Origin of the sequence: Salinibacterium sp. G-O1 (genome assembly GCF_030063305.1) — a bacterium.
Taxonomy (GTDB): domain Bacteria; phylum Actinomycetota; class Actinomycetes; order Actinomycetales; family Microbacteriaceae; genus Rhodoglobus.
Map to the genome: position 1 here is coordinate 161,719 of NZ_JASISV010000003.1, position 18,011 is coordinate 179,729.

Annotated in this window: 16 protein-coding genes; 13 read left to right on the plus strand and 3 right to left on the minus strand. The window is 65.0% G+C overall.

The annotated features are described in order from the left end of the window. Positions 1 to 8 precede the first annotated feature (8 nt). From QMG83_RS12390 to QMG83_RS12410, 5 genes are all read left to right on the plus strand, one after another. Positions 9 to 329 (plus strand): nucleotide pyrophosphohydrolase, encoded by a 321-nt coding sequence (locus QMG83_RS12390; protein WP_283505715.1) that lies wholly within the window; start codon positions 9 to 11, stop codon positions 327 to 329. Next, a complete protein-coding gene (locus QMG83_RS12395; protein ID WP_283505716.1) occupies positions 316 to 2,088 on the plus strand; it encodes a DUF2075 domain-containing protein in 1,773 nt (590 codons plus the stop codon). The genes QMG83_RS12390 and QMG83_RS12395 overlap by 14 nt, the downstream gene beginning before the upstream one ends. A gap of 102 nt (positions 2,089 to 2,190) precedes the next feature. Then, positions 2,191 to 5,652, plus strand: coding sequence for a TM0106 family RecB-like putative nuclease (locus tag QMG83_RS12400; RefSeq protein WP_283505717.1), 3,462 nt, complete (start codon positions 2,191 to 2,193; stop codon positions 5,650 to 5,652). A gap of 86 nt (positions 5,653 to 5,738) precedes the next feature. Continuing rightward, positions 5,739 to 6,206: a hypothetical protein gene (locus tag QMG83_RS12405; RefSeq protein ID WP_283505718.1), complete on the plus strand. Its 468-nt coding sequence runs from the start codon at positions 5,739 to 5,741 to the stop codon at positions 6,204 to 6,206. Positions 6,207 to 6,283: 77 nt separating this feature from the next. Then, positions 6,284 to 7,627, plus strand: a complete 1,344-nt coding sequence (locus QMG83_RS12410; protein ID WP_283505719.1) for an HNH endonuclease signature motif containing protein — start codon at positions 6,284 to 6,286, stop codon at positions 7,625 to 7,627. A 189-nt stretch (positions 7,628 to 7,816) separates the two neighbouring features. Here the strand turns inward: QMG83_RS12410 and phoU are convergent, their stop codons facing one another. After that, positions 7,817 to 8,476 (minus strand): phosphate signaling complex protein PhoU, encoded by a 660-nt coding sequence (gene phoU, locus QMG83_RS12415; protein WP_283505720.1) that lies wholly within the window; start codon positions 8,474 to 8,476, stop codon positions 7,817 to 7,819. A 165-nt stretch (positions 8,477 to 8,641) separates the two neighbouring features. Here phoU and QMG83_RS12420 point away from each other — a divergent pair, with 165 nt between their 5' ends. After that, entirely contained in the window at positions 8,642 to 9,796 is a 1,155-nt protein-coding gene (locus QMG83_RS12420) for a sensor histidine kinase (protein ID WP_283505721.1), read from the plus strand. Then, positions 9,793 to 10,473, plus strand: coding sequence for a winged helix-turn-helix domain-containing protein (locus QMG83_RS12425; RefSeq protein ID WP_283505722.1), 681 nt, complete (start codon positions 9,793 to 9,795; stop codon positions 10,471 to 10,473). The genes QMG83_RS12420 and QMG83_RS12425 overlap by 4 nt, the downstream gene beginning before the upstream one ends. On the opposite strand, the gene QMG83_RS12430 is transcribed toward QMG83_RS12425, so the two are convergent. Next, on the minus strand, positions 10,470 to 10,970 hold the full coding sequence (locus tag QMG83_RS12430; RefSeq protein WP_283505723.1) for a hypothetical protein: 501 nt from the start codon (positions 10,968 to 10,970) through the stop codon (positions 10,470 to 10,472). The genes QMG83_RS12425 and QMG83_RS12430 overlap by 4 nt on opposite strands. A 101-nt stretch (positions 10,971 to 11,071) precedes the next feature. On the opposite strand from QMG83_RS12430, the gene QMG83_RS12435 reads away from it, so the two are divergent. From QMG83_RS12435 to QMG83_RS12460, 6 genes are all read left to right on the plus strand, one after another. Beyond that, positions 11,072 to 11,554, plus strand: coding sequence for a CarD family transcriptional regulator (locus QMG83_RS12435; RefSeq protein WP_283505724.1), 483 nt, complete (start codon positions 11,072 to 11,074; stop codon positions 11,552 to 11,554). A gap of 4 nt (positions 11,555 to 11,558) precedes the next feature. Then, the gene (gene ispD / locus QMG83_RS12440) at positions 11,559 to 12,707 is read left to right on the plus strand and encodes a 2-C-methyl-D-erythritol 4-phosphate cytidylyltransferase (protein ID WP_283505725.1); all 1,149 of its coding nucleotides are present in this window, start codon (positions 11,559 to 11,561) and stop codon (positions 12,705 to 12,707) included. Positions 12,708 to 12,716: 9 nt separating this feature from the next. Beyond that, positions 12,717 to 14,120: a cysteine--tRNA ligase gene (cysS, locus tag QMG83_RS12445; RefSeq protein ID WP_283505911.1), complete on the plus strand. Its 1,404-nt coding sequence runs from the start codon at positions 12,717 to 12,719 to the stop codon at positions 14,118 to 14,120. Continuing rightward, positions 14,120 to 15,142, plus strand: a complete 1,023-nt coding sequence (rlmB, locus tag QMG83_RS12450; RefSeq protein ID WP_283505726.1) for a 23S rRNA (guanosine(2251)-2'-O)-methyltransferase RlmB — start codon at positions 14,120 to 14,122, stop codon at positions 15,140 to 15,142. Before cysS ends, rlmB begins: the two co-directional genes overlap by 1 nt. A 115-nt stretch (positions 15,143 to 15,257) precedes the next feature. Beyond that, the gene (locus QMG83_RS12455; RefSeq protein ID WP_283505727.1) at positions 15,258 to 16,190 is read left to right on the plus strand and encodes a YHYH protein; all 933 of its coding nucleotides are present in this window, start codon (positions 15,258 to 15,260) and stop codon (positions 16,188 to 16,190) included. Next, complete coding sequence (locus tag QMG83_RS12460; protein WP_283505728.1) at positions 16,190 to 16,795, plus strand: DUF305 domain-containing protein; 606 nt, start codon at positions 16,190 to 16,192, stop codon at positions 16,793 to 16,795. Before QMG83_RS12455 ends, QMG83_RS12460 begins: the two co-directional genes overlap by 1 nt. Here QMG83_RS12460 and QMG83_RS12465 read toward each other — a convergent pair. After that, complete coding sequence (locus QMG83_RS12465; protein ID WP_283505729.1) at positions 16,783 to 18,000, minus strand: trans-sulfuration enzyme family protein; 1,218 nt, start codon at positions 17,998 to 18,000, stop codon at positions 16,783 to 16,785. The genes QMG83_RS12460 and QMG83_RS12465 overlap by 13 nt on opposite strands. Positions 18,001 to 18,011 lie beyond the last annotated feature (11 nt).

The following is an 18,011-nucleotide window of genomic DNA, read 5'->3' on the forward strand; positions in this document are numbered from 1 at the left end:
TTGACCACATGTCAGAATCCTCGGTCCATGACGAGATTGCAGCCCTGGTTGCGGAGCGTGATTGGGCGCAATTCCATAGCCCGGAGAACCTCGCCAAGAGCATCGCCATCGAGGCAGGCGAGTTGCTCGAGTGCTTCCAATGGAGCGGGCATGCAGACACCGCGCGAGTCTCCGATGAGCTTGCCGACGTGCTCACGTATTGCCTTTTGCTAGCCGATCGAATTGGCGTGGATCCGGATCAGATTGTGCGCGACAAACTGGCCGTGACGCGATCGAAGTACCCGATCGACGCGGCGCGAGGTAGAAGCGCAAAATATGACGCGCTTTGACATCAAGAGGCTCGATTTCACCCGCGCCGCAGTCAGGGATTGGGCCCCCAGCGATCAGCGCAACAGCAACTGGCCGGTTGTCTACGTTCTCGATGGCGCGAGGACCGGTTATTCGCCTCGAGCCGAGAAGCTCAACGACGTCTACGTCGGAGAGTCACTGAATGTAGCTTCGCGGATGAGGCAGCACTTTGAATCCCCCGAGAAGAAGCATCTGAGCACTATTCGCGTGATCGTGGACGAGACCTTCAATAAGTCGGTCTGTCTCGATCTGGAGTCGTACCTCATTCGAATGCTCGCCGGTGATGGTGCCTACAGCGTGCTCAATCGCAATGACGGAATCACGGAAGCTGACTACTACGATCGCGCCAGCTACCGGGAGACGTTCCTCGAAGTGTTCGAGGAACTCAGGCATGAGGGTCTTTTCACGCGCAGCATGCCGGAGATCGAGAATAGCGACCTCTTCAAGCTCTCTCCGTATAAGGCGCTCACCGATGATCAGGCGGTGGCCGTTGAAGGGATTCTCGAAGGACTGTTTGAGGATCTCGAGTCGGCAAGCAACAGCACGATCGTCGTCCAGGGTGAGCCGGGCACGGGCAAGACAGTCATTGCGATCTTCATCATGAAATTGCTTGTAGACATCGTGAAGACCGTTCCCTCGGATGAGTTGGACAGCGATTCTCGGTTTGCTGAGTTCTTCGTGAGCGGCTATCCGGAACTGCTCGCCGGACTCCGGATCGGCATTGTGGTGCCTCAGCAGTCGCTTCGCGAATCCATCAGGAAGGTCTTCCGAAAAACCCCTGGCCTTACCGCAAACATGGTGATGACTGCATTCGATGTAGGTTTCGCTGACGAGCATTTCGACATCCTGATCGTTGACGAGACCCATCGGCTCAACCAGCGTGCAAATCAGCCGTCGGGCGTGCAGAACAAGAATTACCAACTCATCAACGAAAAGCTCTTCGGCTTTGACGACTCGACCAAGACCCAGCTCGATTGGATCAGAACGAAGAGTAATCACCAGATCTTTCTGCTCGATGCGGCACAGAGTGTGCGGCCAGCGGATTTGCCGGCGGAATTTCTTGGTGGGATCGTCGACGCAGCGCGCGGTGAGAAAAGGCTGTATCCACTTGTCTCGCAGATGCGGGTGCGAGCAGGCGCGGACTACGTCGGCTATGTGCGGCGAATTCTCAGCGCGAACTCGGCAGAGACAGCACTCGCTGAGGCCGAAGCATTCGAGGGATATGACTTCAGGATGTTTGACAGCGTCGCGGAGATGCGCGACGAGATCCGTGCAAGGGATGCCGAGAGCGGTCTTTCACGAATGGTCGCGGGGTTCGCGTGGCCGTGGAAAACGAAGACCGACAAGGAGGCTTACGACATTGAAATCGAGGAAACCAGACTTCGGTGGAATAGCGCGCAGACTGACTGGATCGCCTCGCCCAAGGCGCTCGACGAAGTCGGTTCCATTCATACCGTGCAGGGCTACGACCTTAATTTTTCCGGCGTAATTATCGGGCACGATCTACGTTTTGATGAGGGTTCCGGCAAGCTCTTCATTGATCGGACCTCTTACTTCGATGTCAAAGGCAAGGAGAATAATCCACGACTTGGCAAGACATACTCGGACGACGACCTGCTGAGGTTCATCACCAATATCTACTCGGTCCTCATGACCCGTGGCATCCAAGGTACGTATGTCTACGTGTGTGATCCGGCTCTGCGGGAGTACCTGAGAACGTACATTCCAGCGCACCGTTGACTCGGACGGTCCCGCAAGCCTGACCCCTCGACCTCCAACGCCCACCAAAAGCACAGTGTCACCGACGCACGCTAGCCTTCGCGCATACCCGATCGGAGCCGCATGTTCCTTCTTGATGACGCCGTCGTCACCAGCGCGAGCGACCTGACGACCGCATCGAAGTGCGAGTTCGCCTTCGCGCGTCAGCTCGACACGAAGCTGGGGCGCATCGACCGGATTGTTGTGGCCGAAGATCCGATGCTCAAGCGTGCCGGACGGCTGGGCGACGAACATGAGGATCGGCAGCTCGAGAAGTACCGCGCCGAGGGGCTGCAGATCGCCGAGATCGAGCGTCCGGCATCCATGACTCGCGATGACCTGCGCATTCGGGCCGCCGAGACGATTGCGGCCTTCGCCAGCGGCGCCGAGGTCGTCTTTCAGGCCACCTTCTTCGACGAGACCGACCCCGGGTCACCCTTCATTGGCTTCGCAGACTTCATAGTCAGGATGCCCGACGGTAGGTATCGCGTACAGGACACGAAGCTCGCCCGCTCGGTCAAAGTCGTGGCGCTGCTGCAGCTCGCCGCGTACCACCAGCAGCTCACGCGGCTGGGAATCCCGGCGGATGACACGGTCGAGCTGATCCTCGGCGACGGCACCATCGCGGCTCACGACGTGCACGAAATCCTGCCCGTGTACCGCAACCGCCGCGCCCGCATCCTCGCGATCGTGGGCGCGCGACTGGCCGACACGACCGCGGTCGCCTGGGGCGACCCGGACTACACGATCGACGGGCGGTGTGATCACTGCGCGCCGGAGGTGGTGGCATCCCGCGACCTGCTCATGGTCGCAGGCCTGCGGGTCTCGCAGCGCGCAAAACTCATCGCGGCCGGCATCACCACCATTGACGACTTCGCGGCGACCCCTGCCCGCCCGGACAGCTGCGACCTGGCCGTCTCGACCTACGCGCAGCTGCAGGCGCAGGCGGCGCTGCAGGCGGCGCTGCAGGCGTCCGCGATTCAGAGCGACGACCCGCACGCCGCTCCACCGTTCGTCCTCTACGCGCCGTCGGTGATCGGCGACCTGCCCGCGCCCGACCCCGGCGACATCTACTTCGACTTTGAGGGCGACCCGCTGCACCTCGAGAACGAGCAGTGGGGTATCGACTACCTCTTCGGGCTCGTCGATGACAGCGAGCAATTCAAGGCGTTCTGGGCACATGACCTCGCCGCCGAGAAGCAGGCACTGCTCGATTTTCTCGACTACGCGGTCGCCAGGCGAATTACATACCCGCGGATGCATATCTACCACTACGCCTCCTACGAACGCACCCACCTGCTGAGCATTGCGGCTCGCCACGGCGTCGGCGAGCACATCGTCGACGACCTGCTGCGCGATGGCGTGCTCGTCGACCTCTACTCCACGGTCAAGAAGAGCCTGCGGGTGGGTGGTCCGTCGTACTCCATCAAGAAGCTCGAACCCCTCTACATGGGCGCCGAGCACCGTGCCGACGACGGGGTGACCAATGCCGCGGCATCCATCGAAGAGTATGAGCGGGCGATGGAGGCCGGAGCCGCCGGCGATGAGGCTGAGGCGCAGAAGATCCTCGACACGATCGCCGACTACAACGAATACGACTGCGTATCGACCCGCCGGCTGCGCAACTGGCTGCTCGCACAGGCCGCGAAGGTGGGCGTCACGCCGGGCGCGTTCGACCTGGAAGACATCGACGGCGACCCTTTCGTGCCGAGTGCCCTCAACCTCGAGCTGCTGAAGCGCTCTGACACCGACGACATTCAGGATGCCAGGGCCCACGCCCTCGCGGCAGCCGCGATCGACTACCATCGCCGCGAAAACAAGAGCTACTGGTGGGAGCACTTCGCGCGACTGACCGAACCGATGGACCTGTGGGCCGACACCCGCGGCGTCTTCATGATCGAAAGCGTGACCGTCGAGGCCGACTGGGGGCGCACCGGCAAGCAACGAAACGACCGGCGCAGGCTGCGCGCGGTGGGAACCTGGGCGCCCGGAAGCGGCACGCCCAAGGGCGACGCGTTCGTGCTCTACGGGCAGCCCACGCCGTTCCGCAAGAAGGGGCGTCGCCCGGGGAGCCTGCTCGACCACGGCGTGACGATCACCGCTGACGTCGAGAACGGCGTCGTCTGGATCGACGAGGTGTGCCCCACCGACGAGGATCCGTGGAGCGACCTTCCACTCGCCCTCACACCCGGCCCGCCGCCGAAAGCCGCCAGCATCGTCGCCGCGATCGAGGAGTGGGGCTGGAGCGTCGTCGACCTCGACGGCGAGTGGCCGCGAGACGCGGCATCCGACATCCTCACCGCCCGCCCACCGCGCGGAGCCGGGCTCGAACCGATGCGCGGCCCGGACGACAGCGTGCGCGCCGTCACCCAGAGCCTGCTCGGGCTCGACAACTCCTACCTCGCCGTGCAGGGCCCACCCGGCACCGGCAAAACATACCTCGCCGCGCATGTGATCACCGCGCTGGTGCGCGACCATGGCTGGCGCATCGGCGTCGTCGCGCAATCGCACAAGGTCGTCGAGAACGTACTGCGCAAAGTGGTGGATGCCGGGCTGCCGCCCGGACTCGTCGCCAAAGTGCCCGGAGGCGACCCCGGCTCCTACGTCGACGAGCCGTTCACCGAGCTGCCGAAGGACGGCCAGGCCGGGTACGCGGCGCGGGCATCCGGCGGCTATGTCATCGGCGGAACGGCCTGGGATTTCACCAACCTCAAGCGGGTCACGCGGCGGCAGCTCGATCTGCTCGTGATCGACGAGGCCGGCCAGTTCTCGCTTGCGGCCACCATCGGCGTCGCGATGAGCGCGAAAAACGTGTTACTGCTCGGGGATCCTCAGCAGCTGCCTCAGGTGAGCCAGGGGACGCACCCGGCGCCCGTCGACCAGTCCGCGCTCGGGTACATCGCTGGCGGTCATCCGGTGCTTCCGGCGGAGCTCGGCTACTTCCTCGCCGACAGTCGGCGGATGCATCCCGACGTCACGCTGCCGGTGTCGCGCCTGGCCTACGAGGGCGCGCTGCACTCGCACCCGAGCACGTCGAACCGGCACCTTGCCGACACGGCGGCGGGGCTGCATCCGGTGTCGGTCGATCACGTCGACAACGCGACGGAGTCCGTGGAGGAGGCCGCCGCGGTGGTCGAGCTGGTGCGCGCGCACCTCGGTCGCGAGTGGAGCGACCCCCAGAGCGGCAGGGTGGCCGATCCGCTGCGCGAGAGCGACATCATCGTGGTGACGCCGTACAACGCGCAGCTCGAACTGCTGCGTAAGCACCTTGATGCCGCCGGCTTCGCCGAGGTGCCCGTCGGGACGGTGGACAAATTCCAGGGCCAGGAGGCAGTGATCTCGATCGTGAGTCTCGCGGCATCCAGCCCTGGGGAGGTGCCGCGCGGGCTGTCGTTCCTGCTGTCGGCCAACCGGCTAAACGTCGCGATCTCGCGCGCACAGTGGGCGGCATACCTCGTCTACTCACCGCAGCTCATCGAGCACCTTCCGCATACTCCGGATGCCGTGGCCGAACTCAGCCGTTTCATCGAGTTGGTGGGGAAGTAGCCCTCCACACGCACGAATCGGGGACGCTCATCCACAGATCCGACTGAGCTTCGCGTCGACCCGCGTGCTGGGCGGACCATGGCTCCATGACCAGACCCCACTACGACGACATCAGCACCATTCCACTGCCAACCGATCGAGAACTGATCCCTCACCTGCAGGTCATGCTCGAGGCGGCCCTGCGGCGGCAGGTGTGGATCATGCTCCTAGACAACCAGTTCTGTCCTCTTCCGGTGCTCGTGCCCATCGACCTGGAGGCCGAGCCGCATCCGGATGATGCAGCAGCCTTCGCGGAATCGTTGCGCTGCTTGTCGATGGACTTCGAGACTGCGACGCTCGTCCTCACTCTCGAACGCCCCGGACCGGCCGAGCTCATGGATCGCGACCGCCGCTGGCTGCGAACCCTGAGAGAAGCCTGCGTCGCCTCAGAGGCGTCATTCCGCGGGCCGTACCTGCTTCTCGGCGACATCGTCAGGCAGGTGCCACCCGACGACTACGTCGGGACTCCCTTGGCGCGATCGCTCGATGACGAATTCGGTCAGGGTTCATTCTGAGCTCCGCCGCGTCGAATGCGTTCCCCACAATTCCCTGAAACTATAGAACATATGTTCGAACTTTGGTAAAATCGATCATGGCCCCGAACCCCACCACCAGCGACACGATCATCGTGCTTCCGTCGGTGACCGGGGTGGCATCGCTTCCCGATGATGAGCTGTTGAGTTTGCAGGGAGAGCTCGGTGCGGTCCGTCGGCGGGTGGATGCCAGCTCCGCCGTCATCGCGTCGGAGATCGCCCGGCGTTCCGACCGGTCGCTCGGCCAGCAGGGGCTCGCGGCACGAACCGGTGAGTCCTCGCCCGAGAGGGTCATCCAGAAGTTGACCGGGGTCAGCTTCACCGATGCCCGCGCGTTGACCACCGCGGGTGCCGCGTTAGAGGCGGTGCAGAGCGGGCAGTCGGCGTGGCTTTCCTCGGTGGCTGAGGCGGTGTCCCTGGGGGAACTTTCGGTGGCCAGCGCTGCCGGCATCGTCAGTGGGGTGGGGGTTCCGTCGGCGACGGTCACCTGCAGCGACCTCGGTGGTATTGCCGCGGTGCTGGTGTCTCGCGCCCAGCATGCGTCCCCGGAAGAGGTGGCTAAGGCGGCCCGCACCGCCCGAGCCAGGCTGGACACCGAGTCGGTCGCCGACCTGGAGGCCCACCGCGTTTCGCGGCGCACCCTGACCTGGTTTGAGACCGCCGACGGGATGACCCGGCTCAGTGCGCTGCTCGATCCGGAGTCCGCCGCGGTCATCGTCGGGGCGCTGGCCACCGCGCTGTCCCCACGCCGGGGCGGACCCCGCTTCGTCGACCCGGCCGAGATTGATCGGGCGCAGGGGATGCTCGACGACCCGCGCAGCAACGAGCAACTCGCTGTCGACACCCTCGTCGAGATCGTGCAGCTGGCCACCCGCGCCGCCGGGTCGTCGAAGGTGTTCGGCCACAAATCCCCGGCCGTCCGGGTGCACGTGCAGGCCGAAGCTCTCGAGACCGGGGAGGGTTTCGCGCACTTCGAAGGCCAGTCGGCACCGGTCAGCATCCAGACCGCCGAACGACACATCTGCCTCACGGGGATGCTGCCCATCCTCTTCGACGGCAACACCCCGATCGATGCCGGCCGCACCCAACGACTACACAGCCCCCGCCAACGGGCCGCGATCACCGCCCACTGGAACGGGTGCGCCTGGGGAGACTGCGACAAACCACCACAGTTCACCGAAGTGCACCACCTCGAGGCATTCGACGGCAACAACACCACCCTCGCGAATGGCATCAGCCTCTGCCGGTTCCACCACATGCAACTCCACGCCAACGGATGGGCGATCCACACCCGGGCCGACGGAACCTACTGGCTCACCCCACCACCCGGGTCGGCCACGCACCAACACCACGGGCAGCCGATCGAGATGCACTCAAAAAGTCCGCTCCAACGCACGGGATAACCCTGCCCGCTGGCTGGGGCGGGCAGCGGGCCAGGCAGGCGGGACAGCGGCACCCGGGTAGGCGGGACGGCGGCGGCGCCCGCAGCGGGCCGGCGGCACCCGGGCGGGACGGCAGCGCCAAGCGGGCAGCGTGGAAGCCATGCCCCGTTCAACCAGCCCAGCGGAAAGCCGCCCAGCTACGGCCCAGTACTACTGCTGAAGTTCTGCAGCGACCCAGTCGCCTGTAGCCAGGTACTGCACCTTCTTGGCAATAGACACGGCGTGGTCAGCGAAACGCTCGTGGTAGCGCGAAGCGAGAGTCGCATCCACGGTGTCGACGGCGGCACCCTTCCAGGTCTCGCCGAGCACCTTGTCGAACACGCTGAGGTGCAGCGCGTCGATCTTGTCGTCGTCGTTGCGGATCTCTTCGGCGAGACGAACATCCTGAGTGGTGAGAAGTTCGACCAACTTGTGGGCGATGGCGACATCCAGCGCACCGAGCTTCTCGAACGTCGAGCGCAGCGACTTCGGAACGACCTTGTCCGGGAAGCGGTAGCGAGCCAGCTGCGCGATGTGCTCGGACATGTCACCCATGCGCTCGAGCGACGCGCTGATCCGCAGCGCACTGACGACGATCCGCAGATCCCTCGCCACCGGCTGCTGTCGAGCGAGAATGTTGATCGCCAATTCGTCGAGCGCCAGAACGGCCTCATCAATCCTGTCGTCGTCAGCAATCACCGACTCGGCGAGCGAGACGTCCGACTCGTTGAACGCACGAGTGGCGTTCTCGATCGACGCTGCTACCAGGGTCGAGATTTCGACGAGGCGATCCTGCACCTCGCGCAGTTCCTGCTGGAATACTTCGCGCACGTTTTCTCTGGTCCCTTCATGACGGGCTTCACCCGCACGGTTCAAGCCCAGACTGCTCGCCTTAGGTTAACAACCGGTGTTCCGAGCCTGAACATCTTCTGAAGTGGAGCGGTCCTGCAGGCCGCTGACGCTCTGCGGCGGCCGGATGTAACTAATCTAGTCGATATGGACTCCCAGATGCTGGTGGTGCTCGCCCTGCTCTTCGGTGTCTTCCTTGGAACAGGTGTGTTCGCCATCATCCTTGCCGCAGCGCGACGTGGCAGGGCCGCTATGGAGGTAACCAACACCGCAGTTCCGGATGGCGTCGACCAGGTGATCGAAGCACTGGAGTCCGCTGCCGTCGTGATCGACCCATCCAACAGCGTCATAAAGGCCTCACCCGGGGCGTTCACCTTCGGCCTCGTCGCGCATGGCGTGCTGGTGCATCCGACGCTCTCCGACATCGTCGACAAGGTTCGTCGCGACGGCGAACCCGTGACCCAGGAACTCCACCTCAGCCGTGGGCCATTTGGCGACGCCAACCTCTTCCTCTTCGTGCGGGTCGCACGGCTCGGCGCCCGCTACGTGCTGCTGCTGGCCGAGGACCGCACAGAGTCGTTCCGCCTCGACGAGATGCGGCGCGACTTCATCGCCAACATCAGCCACGAACTGAAAACACCGATTGGCGCGGTCGGGCTGCTGGCCGAAGCCCTCGTGAGTGCCTCCGACGAGCCCGAGCAGGTCAAGCGTTTCGCCAAAAGACTCACCAAGGAGTCGGAGCGACTCGCTCGCATCACCCAGGAGATCATCGAGCTGTCGAGACTGCAGGCATCGGATGCCCTGTCCAAGCCCGAGCTGGTCGACATTGACAATGTGGTTGCGATGGCCATCGACCAGAACCGTGTCGCCGCCGAAGCTCACGACGTGAATCTGGTGACGAAAGCGAAATCCGGCGCCCAGGTGTACGGCGACGAGACGATGCTGGTCACCGCCCTCGACAACCTCATCTCCAACGCCCTGCAATTCTCACCATCACGATCGCGGGTGGGGGTGGGCGTCATCCGGCGCGACGATGTCATCGAAATCGCCGTCACCGACCAGGGCGCCGGTATCCCCGCCGACGAAATCGACCGGGTCTTCGAGCGGTTCTTCCGCGGCGACCCGGCCCGCAGCCGCAACACCGGCGGCACCGGCCTCGGTCTCAGCATCGTCAAACATGTTGCCCAAAATCACAGCGGCGACGTTCGCGTGTGGTCCCAGCTCGGCAAAGGGTCAACGTTCACCATTCGGCTGCCCGAAGCAACCAGCGCACTCGCAAAAACCCAGGGAGTACAGAAATGACCACGATCCTGATCGTCGAAGACGAGTCGTCGCTGAGCGAACCTCTCGCCTACCTTCTCGGACGGGAAGGGTACGAGACGGTGATAGCGGAGGACGGCCCGTCCGCCATCGTCGAGTTCGATCGCGGGGGAGTCGACCTGGTGCTGCTCGACCTCATGCTCCCCGGGCTTCCCGGCACGGAGGTCTGCCGTGAGCTGCGCACGCGCTCCAGCGTGCCGATCATCATGCTGACCGCCAAAGACAGCGAGGTCGACATTGTGGTGGGGCTCGAGCTGGGCGCCGACGACTACATGACGAAGCCGTACTCGACTCGCGAGCTGCTGGCGCGCATCCGGGCCGTTCTCCGCCGCCGCGTCGACACCGATGATGACGGCGAGGCGATCCTGGAGGCGGGAAGCGTGCGGATGGACATCGAGCGACACACCGTCGCCGTGGATGGGGTCACCACAGCTATGCCCCTCAAGGAGTTCGAGCTGCTCGAACTGTTGCTGCGCAACTCCGGCCGTGTGCTGACACGCGGCCAGCTGATCGACCGCGTCTGGGGCGCGGACTACTTCGGTGACACGAAGACGCTAGACGTGCACATCAAGCGCATCAGATCCAAGATCGAGAAGGTGCCGTCAGAGCCCACGATGCTGGTGACAGTCCGTGGTCTCGGGTACCGCTTCGAGAATTAGCCCTCGTTGACGACAGGCCCGAGGCCCTCGTAGGCGCCCTCGGCCGGAAGCACAGGCACCATCAGCTCAGAGCCGGGGTTGTCGCCGTACTGCACGTAGACGGGCATGAGCGCACCCGACTTGACGCCGGGGTTGGTGACCACGATCTGGTCTTCACCGTCAACGTTTCCAAACGATGAGACACCGCCAGCAGGGACAGCCTTGATTTCGGTGAGCTTCTTGCCGTTCGCCTCGTACTGCAGCTTGACCGAAACGTCATCCTGGCCGGAGTTCACCAGCGTGATGAGCAGGCTCACCGCGGTGCCGTCCTCGTTGATCAGGGCGATCGCATTGCGCACCTTGACGTCACCAACGCTTGCTCCGACACCATTGCTGGGGTCGTACTGGATCAGCGTGGCCTGCCTCGAAATGAAGGTGCAGCCGGCTGTGCCAGCAAGCAGGGCAACGGCGAGGACGACGGATGCCGCAGCGCGGGCGAGAGGGGTGCGAGATTTCACCCGCCCAGCTTATCTTCTGAGCGCTGCAGGGGAAGAGTAAGGCCACCCTAACTTAGAGGTCCCTGTGGTAAACTGGAGGTTCGTCGAGAGGACATTTCATCATGCAATTCGAGGTCGGTGAGACCGTCGTCTACCCACATCACGGCGCCGCAACAATCATTGAAGTAAAGAAAAGAGTCATCAGGGGCGAGGAAAAGCTCTACCTGAAACTCAACGTCGCCCAAGGTGGCCTGGTGATCGATGTTCCCGCTGAGAACGTCGACCTCGTCGGCGTGCGTGACGTTATCGGCCGCGACGGCGTCGACAAGGTCTTCGAAGTTCTGCGCGCACCCTTCACCGAGGAGCCGACCAACTGGTCGCGCCGCTACAAGGCCAACCTCGAGAAGCTCGCATCCGGAGACGTCATCAGAGTCTCTGAGGTTGTGCGTGACCTGTGGCGCCGGTCTCAGGACCGCGGCCTGTCTGCCGGCGAGAAGAGCATGCTGGCGAAGGCTCGCCAGATCCTGATCTCAGAGCTTGCCCTGGCCGAGAAGACCGACGAAGAGAAGGCATCGCACGTGCTGGACGAGGTTTTGGCATCGTAGCTTCATGATCGGCATTGTCGTCGTCGCTGCGGGCAGCGGCACCAGGCTCGGCGCATCACAGCCCAAGGCTTTCGTGGAACTGGGCGGCGTCACGATTCTCGAGCGTGCGCTCGGGGGCGTGTTCCAGTCCGTCGAATCCGCGCAGGTCGTGGTCGTCGCGCCGCGATCACACCTCGAGGCAGCCAGGGCGATCGCCCGCAGAGCGGCGGGTGCGGCATCCGGAGCTATTTCGGTCGTCGCCGGAGCCGAGCACCGCCAGGCCTCGGTCGCCGCGGGGCTCGCCGCCCTGGGCGACGACGTCGACATCGTGCTCGTGCACGACGCGGCCCGAGCAATGACACCCGGCGACGCGTTTGACACCGTCACGCGTGCAGTGCGGTCCAGTGGCAACGGCATCATCCCGTGCCTGCCCGTCAGTGACACCATCAAAAGAGTGGATGGGTCGACCGTTCTCGACACCGTCGACCGCAGCGAACTCGTGCACGTGCAGACCCCGCAGGGCTTTCCCCGCGCGGCTCTGGACGCCGCGTACGCGGCCGCGACCCACGAACACACCGACGACGCAGCGTTGTTCTCCGAGGCGGGCCACCGGGTCGAAACCGTCGAGGGCGACGCACGCGCGTTCAAAATCACCACCCCCTGGGATCTTCAGCGCGCTGAGCGCATGCTCGGAGTTACGACCGCGATGCGCACAGGTGTCGGCATGGACGTGCACGCGTACGATCCGTCGCAGCCGCTGTGGCTCGGCGGTCTTTACTGGCCAGACGAGGTCGGGCTTGCCGGGCATTCCGACGGTGACGCCCTGTGCCACGCGATCTGCGACGCACTGCTGTCTGCTGCGGGACTTGGTGACATCGGCGGGCGCTTCGGTACGGACGATCCGCGGTTCGCTGGCGCCCACGGAGACGTGTTCCTCACCGAGACGGTGGCACTCGTGGAGGGCGCCGGCTACGTGGTCGGCAACGTTTCGGTGCAACTTGTGGCGAAGCATCCACGTCTCGGGGCGAGACGAACCGAACTCGAACAGCACCTCACCGAGCTGGTTGGTGCTCCGGTCAGTGTGGCCGCCACCACGACGGATGGGCTCGGTTTCACCGGCCGTTCGGAGGGCGTCGCCGTGATCGCGACGGCGTTGGTGCGCTCAGATCGCTAAAGTTGCATGGTGACAGTGCGTATCTACGATTCACGGCAGCAGGCCGAAGTCGACTTCGTTCCTCTTGTTGAGGGCGAAGTGGGCATCTACGTTTGTGGACCCACCGTGCAGTCGAGCCCGCACATCGGTCACCTTCGCTCCGCGCTCGTCTACGACCTGTGGCGCCGCTGGCTCACCTACCGCGGCTTCGACGTGACCCTGGTGCGCAACGTCACAGACATCGACGACAAGATCCTCGCCTCCGCCGACGGTGCGGAACCGTGGTGGGCTCTGGCGTACCGGTTCGAGCTGGAGTTCACGGCGGGCTACACCGCCCTCGGCATCCTGCCCCCGACGTACGAACCGCGGGCGACGGCATCCATCAGCGAGATGCGCGACATCATCGAGCGACTCATCGACGCCGGGCACGCCTATGCGACAGACGGAGACGTCTACTTCGACACAGCCAGCTGGCCCGCCTACGGGTCACTCACCCGCCAGAAAGCTGACGACATGGTCGCGGCCGCCGATTCCCAGTCGCAGTCCAAGCGTGACCCCAGGGACTTCGCGCTCTGGAAGGGCCACAAAGACACCGAACCGGTGGATGCCTCGTGGCCGTCGCCGTGGGGCGATGGCCGTCCCGGCTGGCACATCGAGTGCTCCGCCATGTCGAGGCGCTACCTCGGCGCAGCGTTTGACATTCACGGGGGAGGGCTCGACCTGCGCTTCCCGCACCACGAGAACGAGCTGGCGCAGTCGAGCGCTGCGGGCGACCCGTTCGCGACCTACTGGGTGCACAACGGCCTCGTAAACGTGAACAACCAGAAGATGTCGAAGTCGCTCGGCAACTCGATCTTCGCCGCCGAGTTTTTGCGCAAGGCGCCACCCATCGTGGTCAGATACTTCCTCGGCGCCGCGCACTACCGATCCACCATCGACTACCACGACGGTTCGCTGGCCGAAGCCGATGCCGCGCTCGACCGGGTCGAGGTGTTCCTCATCCGAGCCGACCGCAGGCTCGAATCCACCCGGTTCGCCGGCAGTGGGGTCGAGGTCGTGCCGGACGAGTTCGCCGCAGCCATGGACGACGACCTCGCCGTGCCCCAGGCGCTGGGCGTGCTGCACGAAACCGTGCGCGCAGGCAACGCCGCCTTAGACAATGGCGACCTGCGCGCTGTCGCCGATGCGCGTGGCGCTGTGCTCGCGATGAGCGAGGTGCTCGGCATCAACCCGCTCTCGCCCCAGTGGAGGGACGCGCGGGAAAGCCCGTCGCAGATGGCACTCGCCTCACTCGTTGAAACCCTTATTACCGATCGCAATGCCGCACGTGCGGCCAAAGATTTCGCAGCGGCCGACCGGATCCGTGATGAACTTGCCGCTGCGGGCATCACCGTCGAAGACGGCGCCACCGGATCCCATTGGAGCATTGACTAATGAAAAGCCCAGGAAACAAGCCACGCGCAGGCGCCGTCCGCAAGGGACGCAAGGGACCGCAGGTCGGCTCCGGCGGGCAGGGGCGCCAGGCCCTCGAGGGCAAGAAGCCCACGCCGAAGGCCGTCGACCGTCCGTACCACCCCGCGGGTAAGCGCAAGGCTGCCAACGAACGTTTCGAGGCCGCCGGCGGCCGCAAGAAGCAGGGCCAGGATGCCGCAGCACCCCAGCGCCCGCAGACCCGCCGCAGCCCGAAGACCAGTGACGAGTCCGAGATGGTCACAGGCCGCAACTCGGTGCTGGAAGCACTCAGGGCGAAGATCCCGGTGACCACGCTGTACATGGCGGCGCGCATCGAATTCGACGACCGCGTGAAGGAGATCCTGCAGATCGCCACCACCCGTGGCATCCCGATCCTCGAGGTGATGCGGCCAGAGCTCGACCGCCTCGCCGGCTTCGACTCGGTGCATCAGGGTGTTGCACTCAAGGTGCCGCCGTATGTGTACGCGCATCCCATGGAGATGCTGGAGAAGACCATCTCCCGTGGACAGGTACCGCTCTTCGTCGCGCTGGACGGCATCACCGACCCGCGCAACCTCGGGGCGATCATCCGTTCGGTTGCCGCGTTCGGTGGCCAGGGTGTTATTGTTCCTCAGCGCCGCTCGGTCGGCCTGACCGCGTCGGCCTGGAAGACCTCCGCCGGCGCCGCGGCGCGCACACCGGTCGCGATGGCCTCCAACCTCACCCAGACGATCAAGGCGTTCAAGGAGCAGGGCGTGTTCGTGCTCGGCCTCGATGGCGGCGGCGACACGATGCTGCCCGACCTGCAGCTCGCTCGCGAGCCCGTGCTGGTCGTCGTCGGCAGCGAAGGCAAGGGCCTATCGCGACTGGTGACGGAGAACTGCGACGCGATCGTCTCGGTTCCGATCAGCGCGGCGACCGAGTCGCTGAACGCCGGAATCGCGGCAAGCGTGACGCTGTACGAGATCTCGAAGCTGCGTGCCGCCGCGAAGAAGAAGCGGTAGCCGCCAAAAATCCTTATCGGATTCATTGCCGATTCTTCAACGACTCAGATATCCGTCTGGAAACGTGGGTTGCAGGCGCTCGAACGCGCCTGCAACTTACCGTGAGGGAATCCAGATGAAATTCGGCACCATTGCCGCAAGCGGAGCGTTGCTCCTTACAGTCGCAGTTATTGCCGCTGGCTGCGCCACCGAGACGGTCGAACCGACCGCAACAGCCACGAGCGCACCCAGCGCGACGGCGACACCGACTGCAACTGCCGCCGACTTTGCCGCATCGTACGGCGACTGCGACGCCATGGCCGCGACGTTCCGCACCGTGACGAGCGCCAACCCCGACTCCGTCGACCCGACGCTCAGCGCCACCTGCGACGGCGACAGCCTGATCGTTGCGAGCAACAGCATCCCCGACTATCAGTACGTCGCGACGACCCCCGAGGTGTTGCAGGCATCGGAACAGACCGTGACGATCCCGGTTAATCCGGTCGACGCCGCCACCCCCACCGACATCCCGATGCTCGGAACGATCGCGGTCGCGGTCAACGGCGTCGCGATCTACGGCCCCACGGAGTCGACCGGCGGCGACGTGCTGTCGCTGGTCGGCGCACTCTCCGAGTGCGGAAGCCACTCGAGCCCCGTCCAGTTCCACATGCACCTGTTCGGCTGGGCAGATGCGGTGGATTGCCTCTACCCCGCCTCCGAGGCTGAGTCGGGTGATTCCACCGTCGTGGGCTGGTCTCCCGACGGCTATCCGATCATGTCCGGCCTGGTCTGCGCCGACGACACCTGCTCATCGACGACGCAGCTGGCCAGCAGCTGGCAGCTCACCGACGAGTCGCTCTTCGCATCCGACACCTGGTCTGCGCACAGCTATGTGGAGGGCTCCGGCGACCTCGACCAGTGCAACGGTCGCGTCGACAGTGACGGCCAGTATCGCTACTACACGACGACCACGTTCCCGTACTTCCTCGGCTGCTATCACGGTGAGGTCGCAGACGATGCGATTGTCGGCTCCGGGGGAGCGCCGGGCGGCCCACCGGCGCGGGGCTAGTGGCAACGCCAGCGGCCACCACGCGGCGTTCCCTTCTCGGGGGCGCCGCGCTCGCGGTCGTGGGTGCTGGCCTCGCCGCCTGCACCCAGACGTCGGCTGATCCCGCACCCAGTCCCGCACCCAACGAGATCGACATTGGCTTCTGTCAGGACATGGCGTTCCACCACGAGCAGGCTCTCGCAATGTGCCAGCGGGTGCTGGGCCGTGACACCGGATCTCAGGTGCAGACGGCGGCGGCCGACATCCTGCAGAACCAGTCATACGAGCGCGGGATGATGCACACCTGGCTGCAGTCGTGGGGCGAGAGCACCGTGGCGCCGACGACCGTCATGGGCTGGATGGGCAGGGCAATGCCCGCGGCCGACATGCCTGGCCTCGCGAGCGCGCTCGACATGCGCACTCTTGCCACCACCGACGGGCTCGCGAAGGGTCGGCTGTTTCTCACGCTGATGCGCGCCCATCACGTCGGCGGTGTGCACATGGCGGATGCCGCGACCGGAGCGGCGACCGCGCCGGTGCGCCAGATCGCGTTCCAGACCTCGGCCACCCAGACCTTCGAGATCGCGATCTTCGATGAGCTGCTGGCGACGACCTACGCCGAGTGAGGGTGAAGTTCTCGCGCCGATTCTGCGACCAGCAGCGCAGCGTCGAGCGCAGTGGTGAGGTCCGCGAACAGGTCTTCCACGTGTTCCAGGCCGATCGACAGTCGCACGATCCCCGCCCCGGGCCGCGCATGCTCAGCCACCGGCCGGTGGGTGAGCGATGCCGGGTGCTGCACGAGCGAGTCGATACCGCCGAGCGATACGGCGTGCGTGATGAGCTCACACGACTCCGTGAACTTCGCGGCAGCAGCGTATCCGCCCGCGAGTTCCAGCGCGATCAGTGATCCCGCGCCGGCACTCTGCGATCCAATGAGGCCGTTGGGGTCCTGGCCGGGGAGTCCGGGGTAGAGCACCCGAGCCACGGCGGGGTGAGCGCCGAGACGACGAGCGAGGTCACCCGCAGTCTCCTGCTGTGCCCTGACGCGCACCGGGAGGGTGCGAAGGCCACGGTGCAAAAGGTAGGCGGCAAGGGGATGAAGCACGCCACCGGTGAGCGCACGAACCTGGCGCAGCCTCGTGGTCCAGTCGCGGTTGGTCGCGATGACGCCGCCCATCGCGTCGCCGTGACCGCCGAGGTACTTGGTGGCGCTGTGCAGCGAGAGCGTGGCGCCGAGCTCGAGCGGACGCTGCAGTACCGGGGTGGCGAAGGTGTTGTCGACGAGAACGGGCACGCCCTGTGCGGCCTCGACGACCCGGCGAATGTCGACGAGTTCGAGAGTGGGGTTGGCGGGCGACTCCAGGATGACCAGTCCGGTGTCTGGGCGGATCGCCGCCGCCACCTCATCGACGGTCACCCAGGTGACGGTCGTGCCGAGCAGGCCGGTCTCGAGAACGTGGTCGGTGCCGCCGTAGAGGGGGCGCAACGCCACGATGTGTGGTTTGCCGGCGACGACGGTGGCGATGAGGCAGGCAGACAGCGCCGCCATGCCGCTGGCGAAAGCAACGGCGGCCTCCGACCCTTCGAGGGCGGCGAGCCCGTCTTCGAAGCGTGCGACTCCGGGCTGCCAAAGGCGCTGGTAGACCGCGGACTGCCCCGGCAGCAGGTCACCGCCGGTCGCGAGGTTTTCGTAGGCGTCACCGCCAGTCTCGACATCGGGCAGCGGGAAGGTCGTGGACAGGTCGATGGGAGGCACGTGGTGGCCGCCCTCAGTGACACCGTTCATCCCGGAGTGGACAGCAATTGTCTCGAGCCTTGCATCATCGCGCATCCCTCATGATG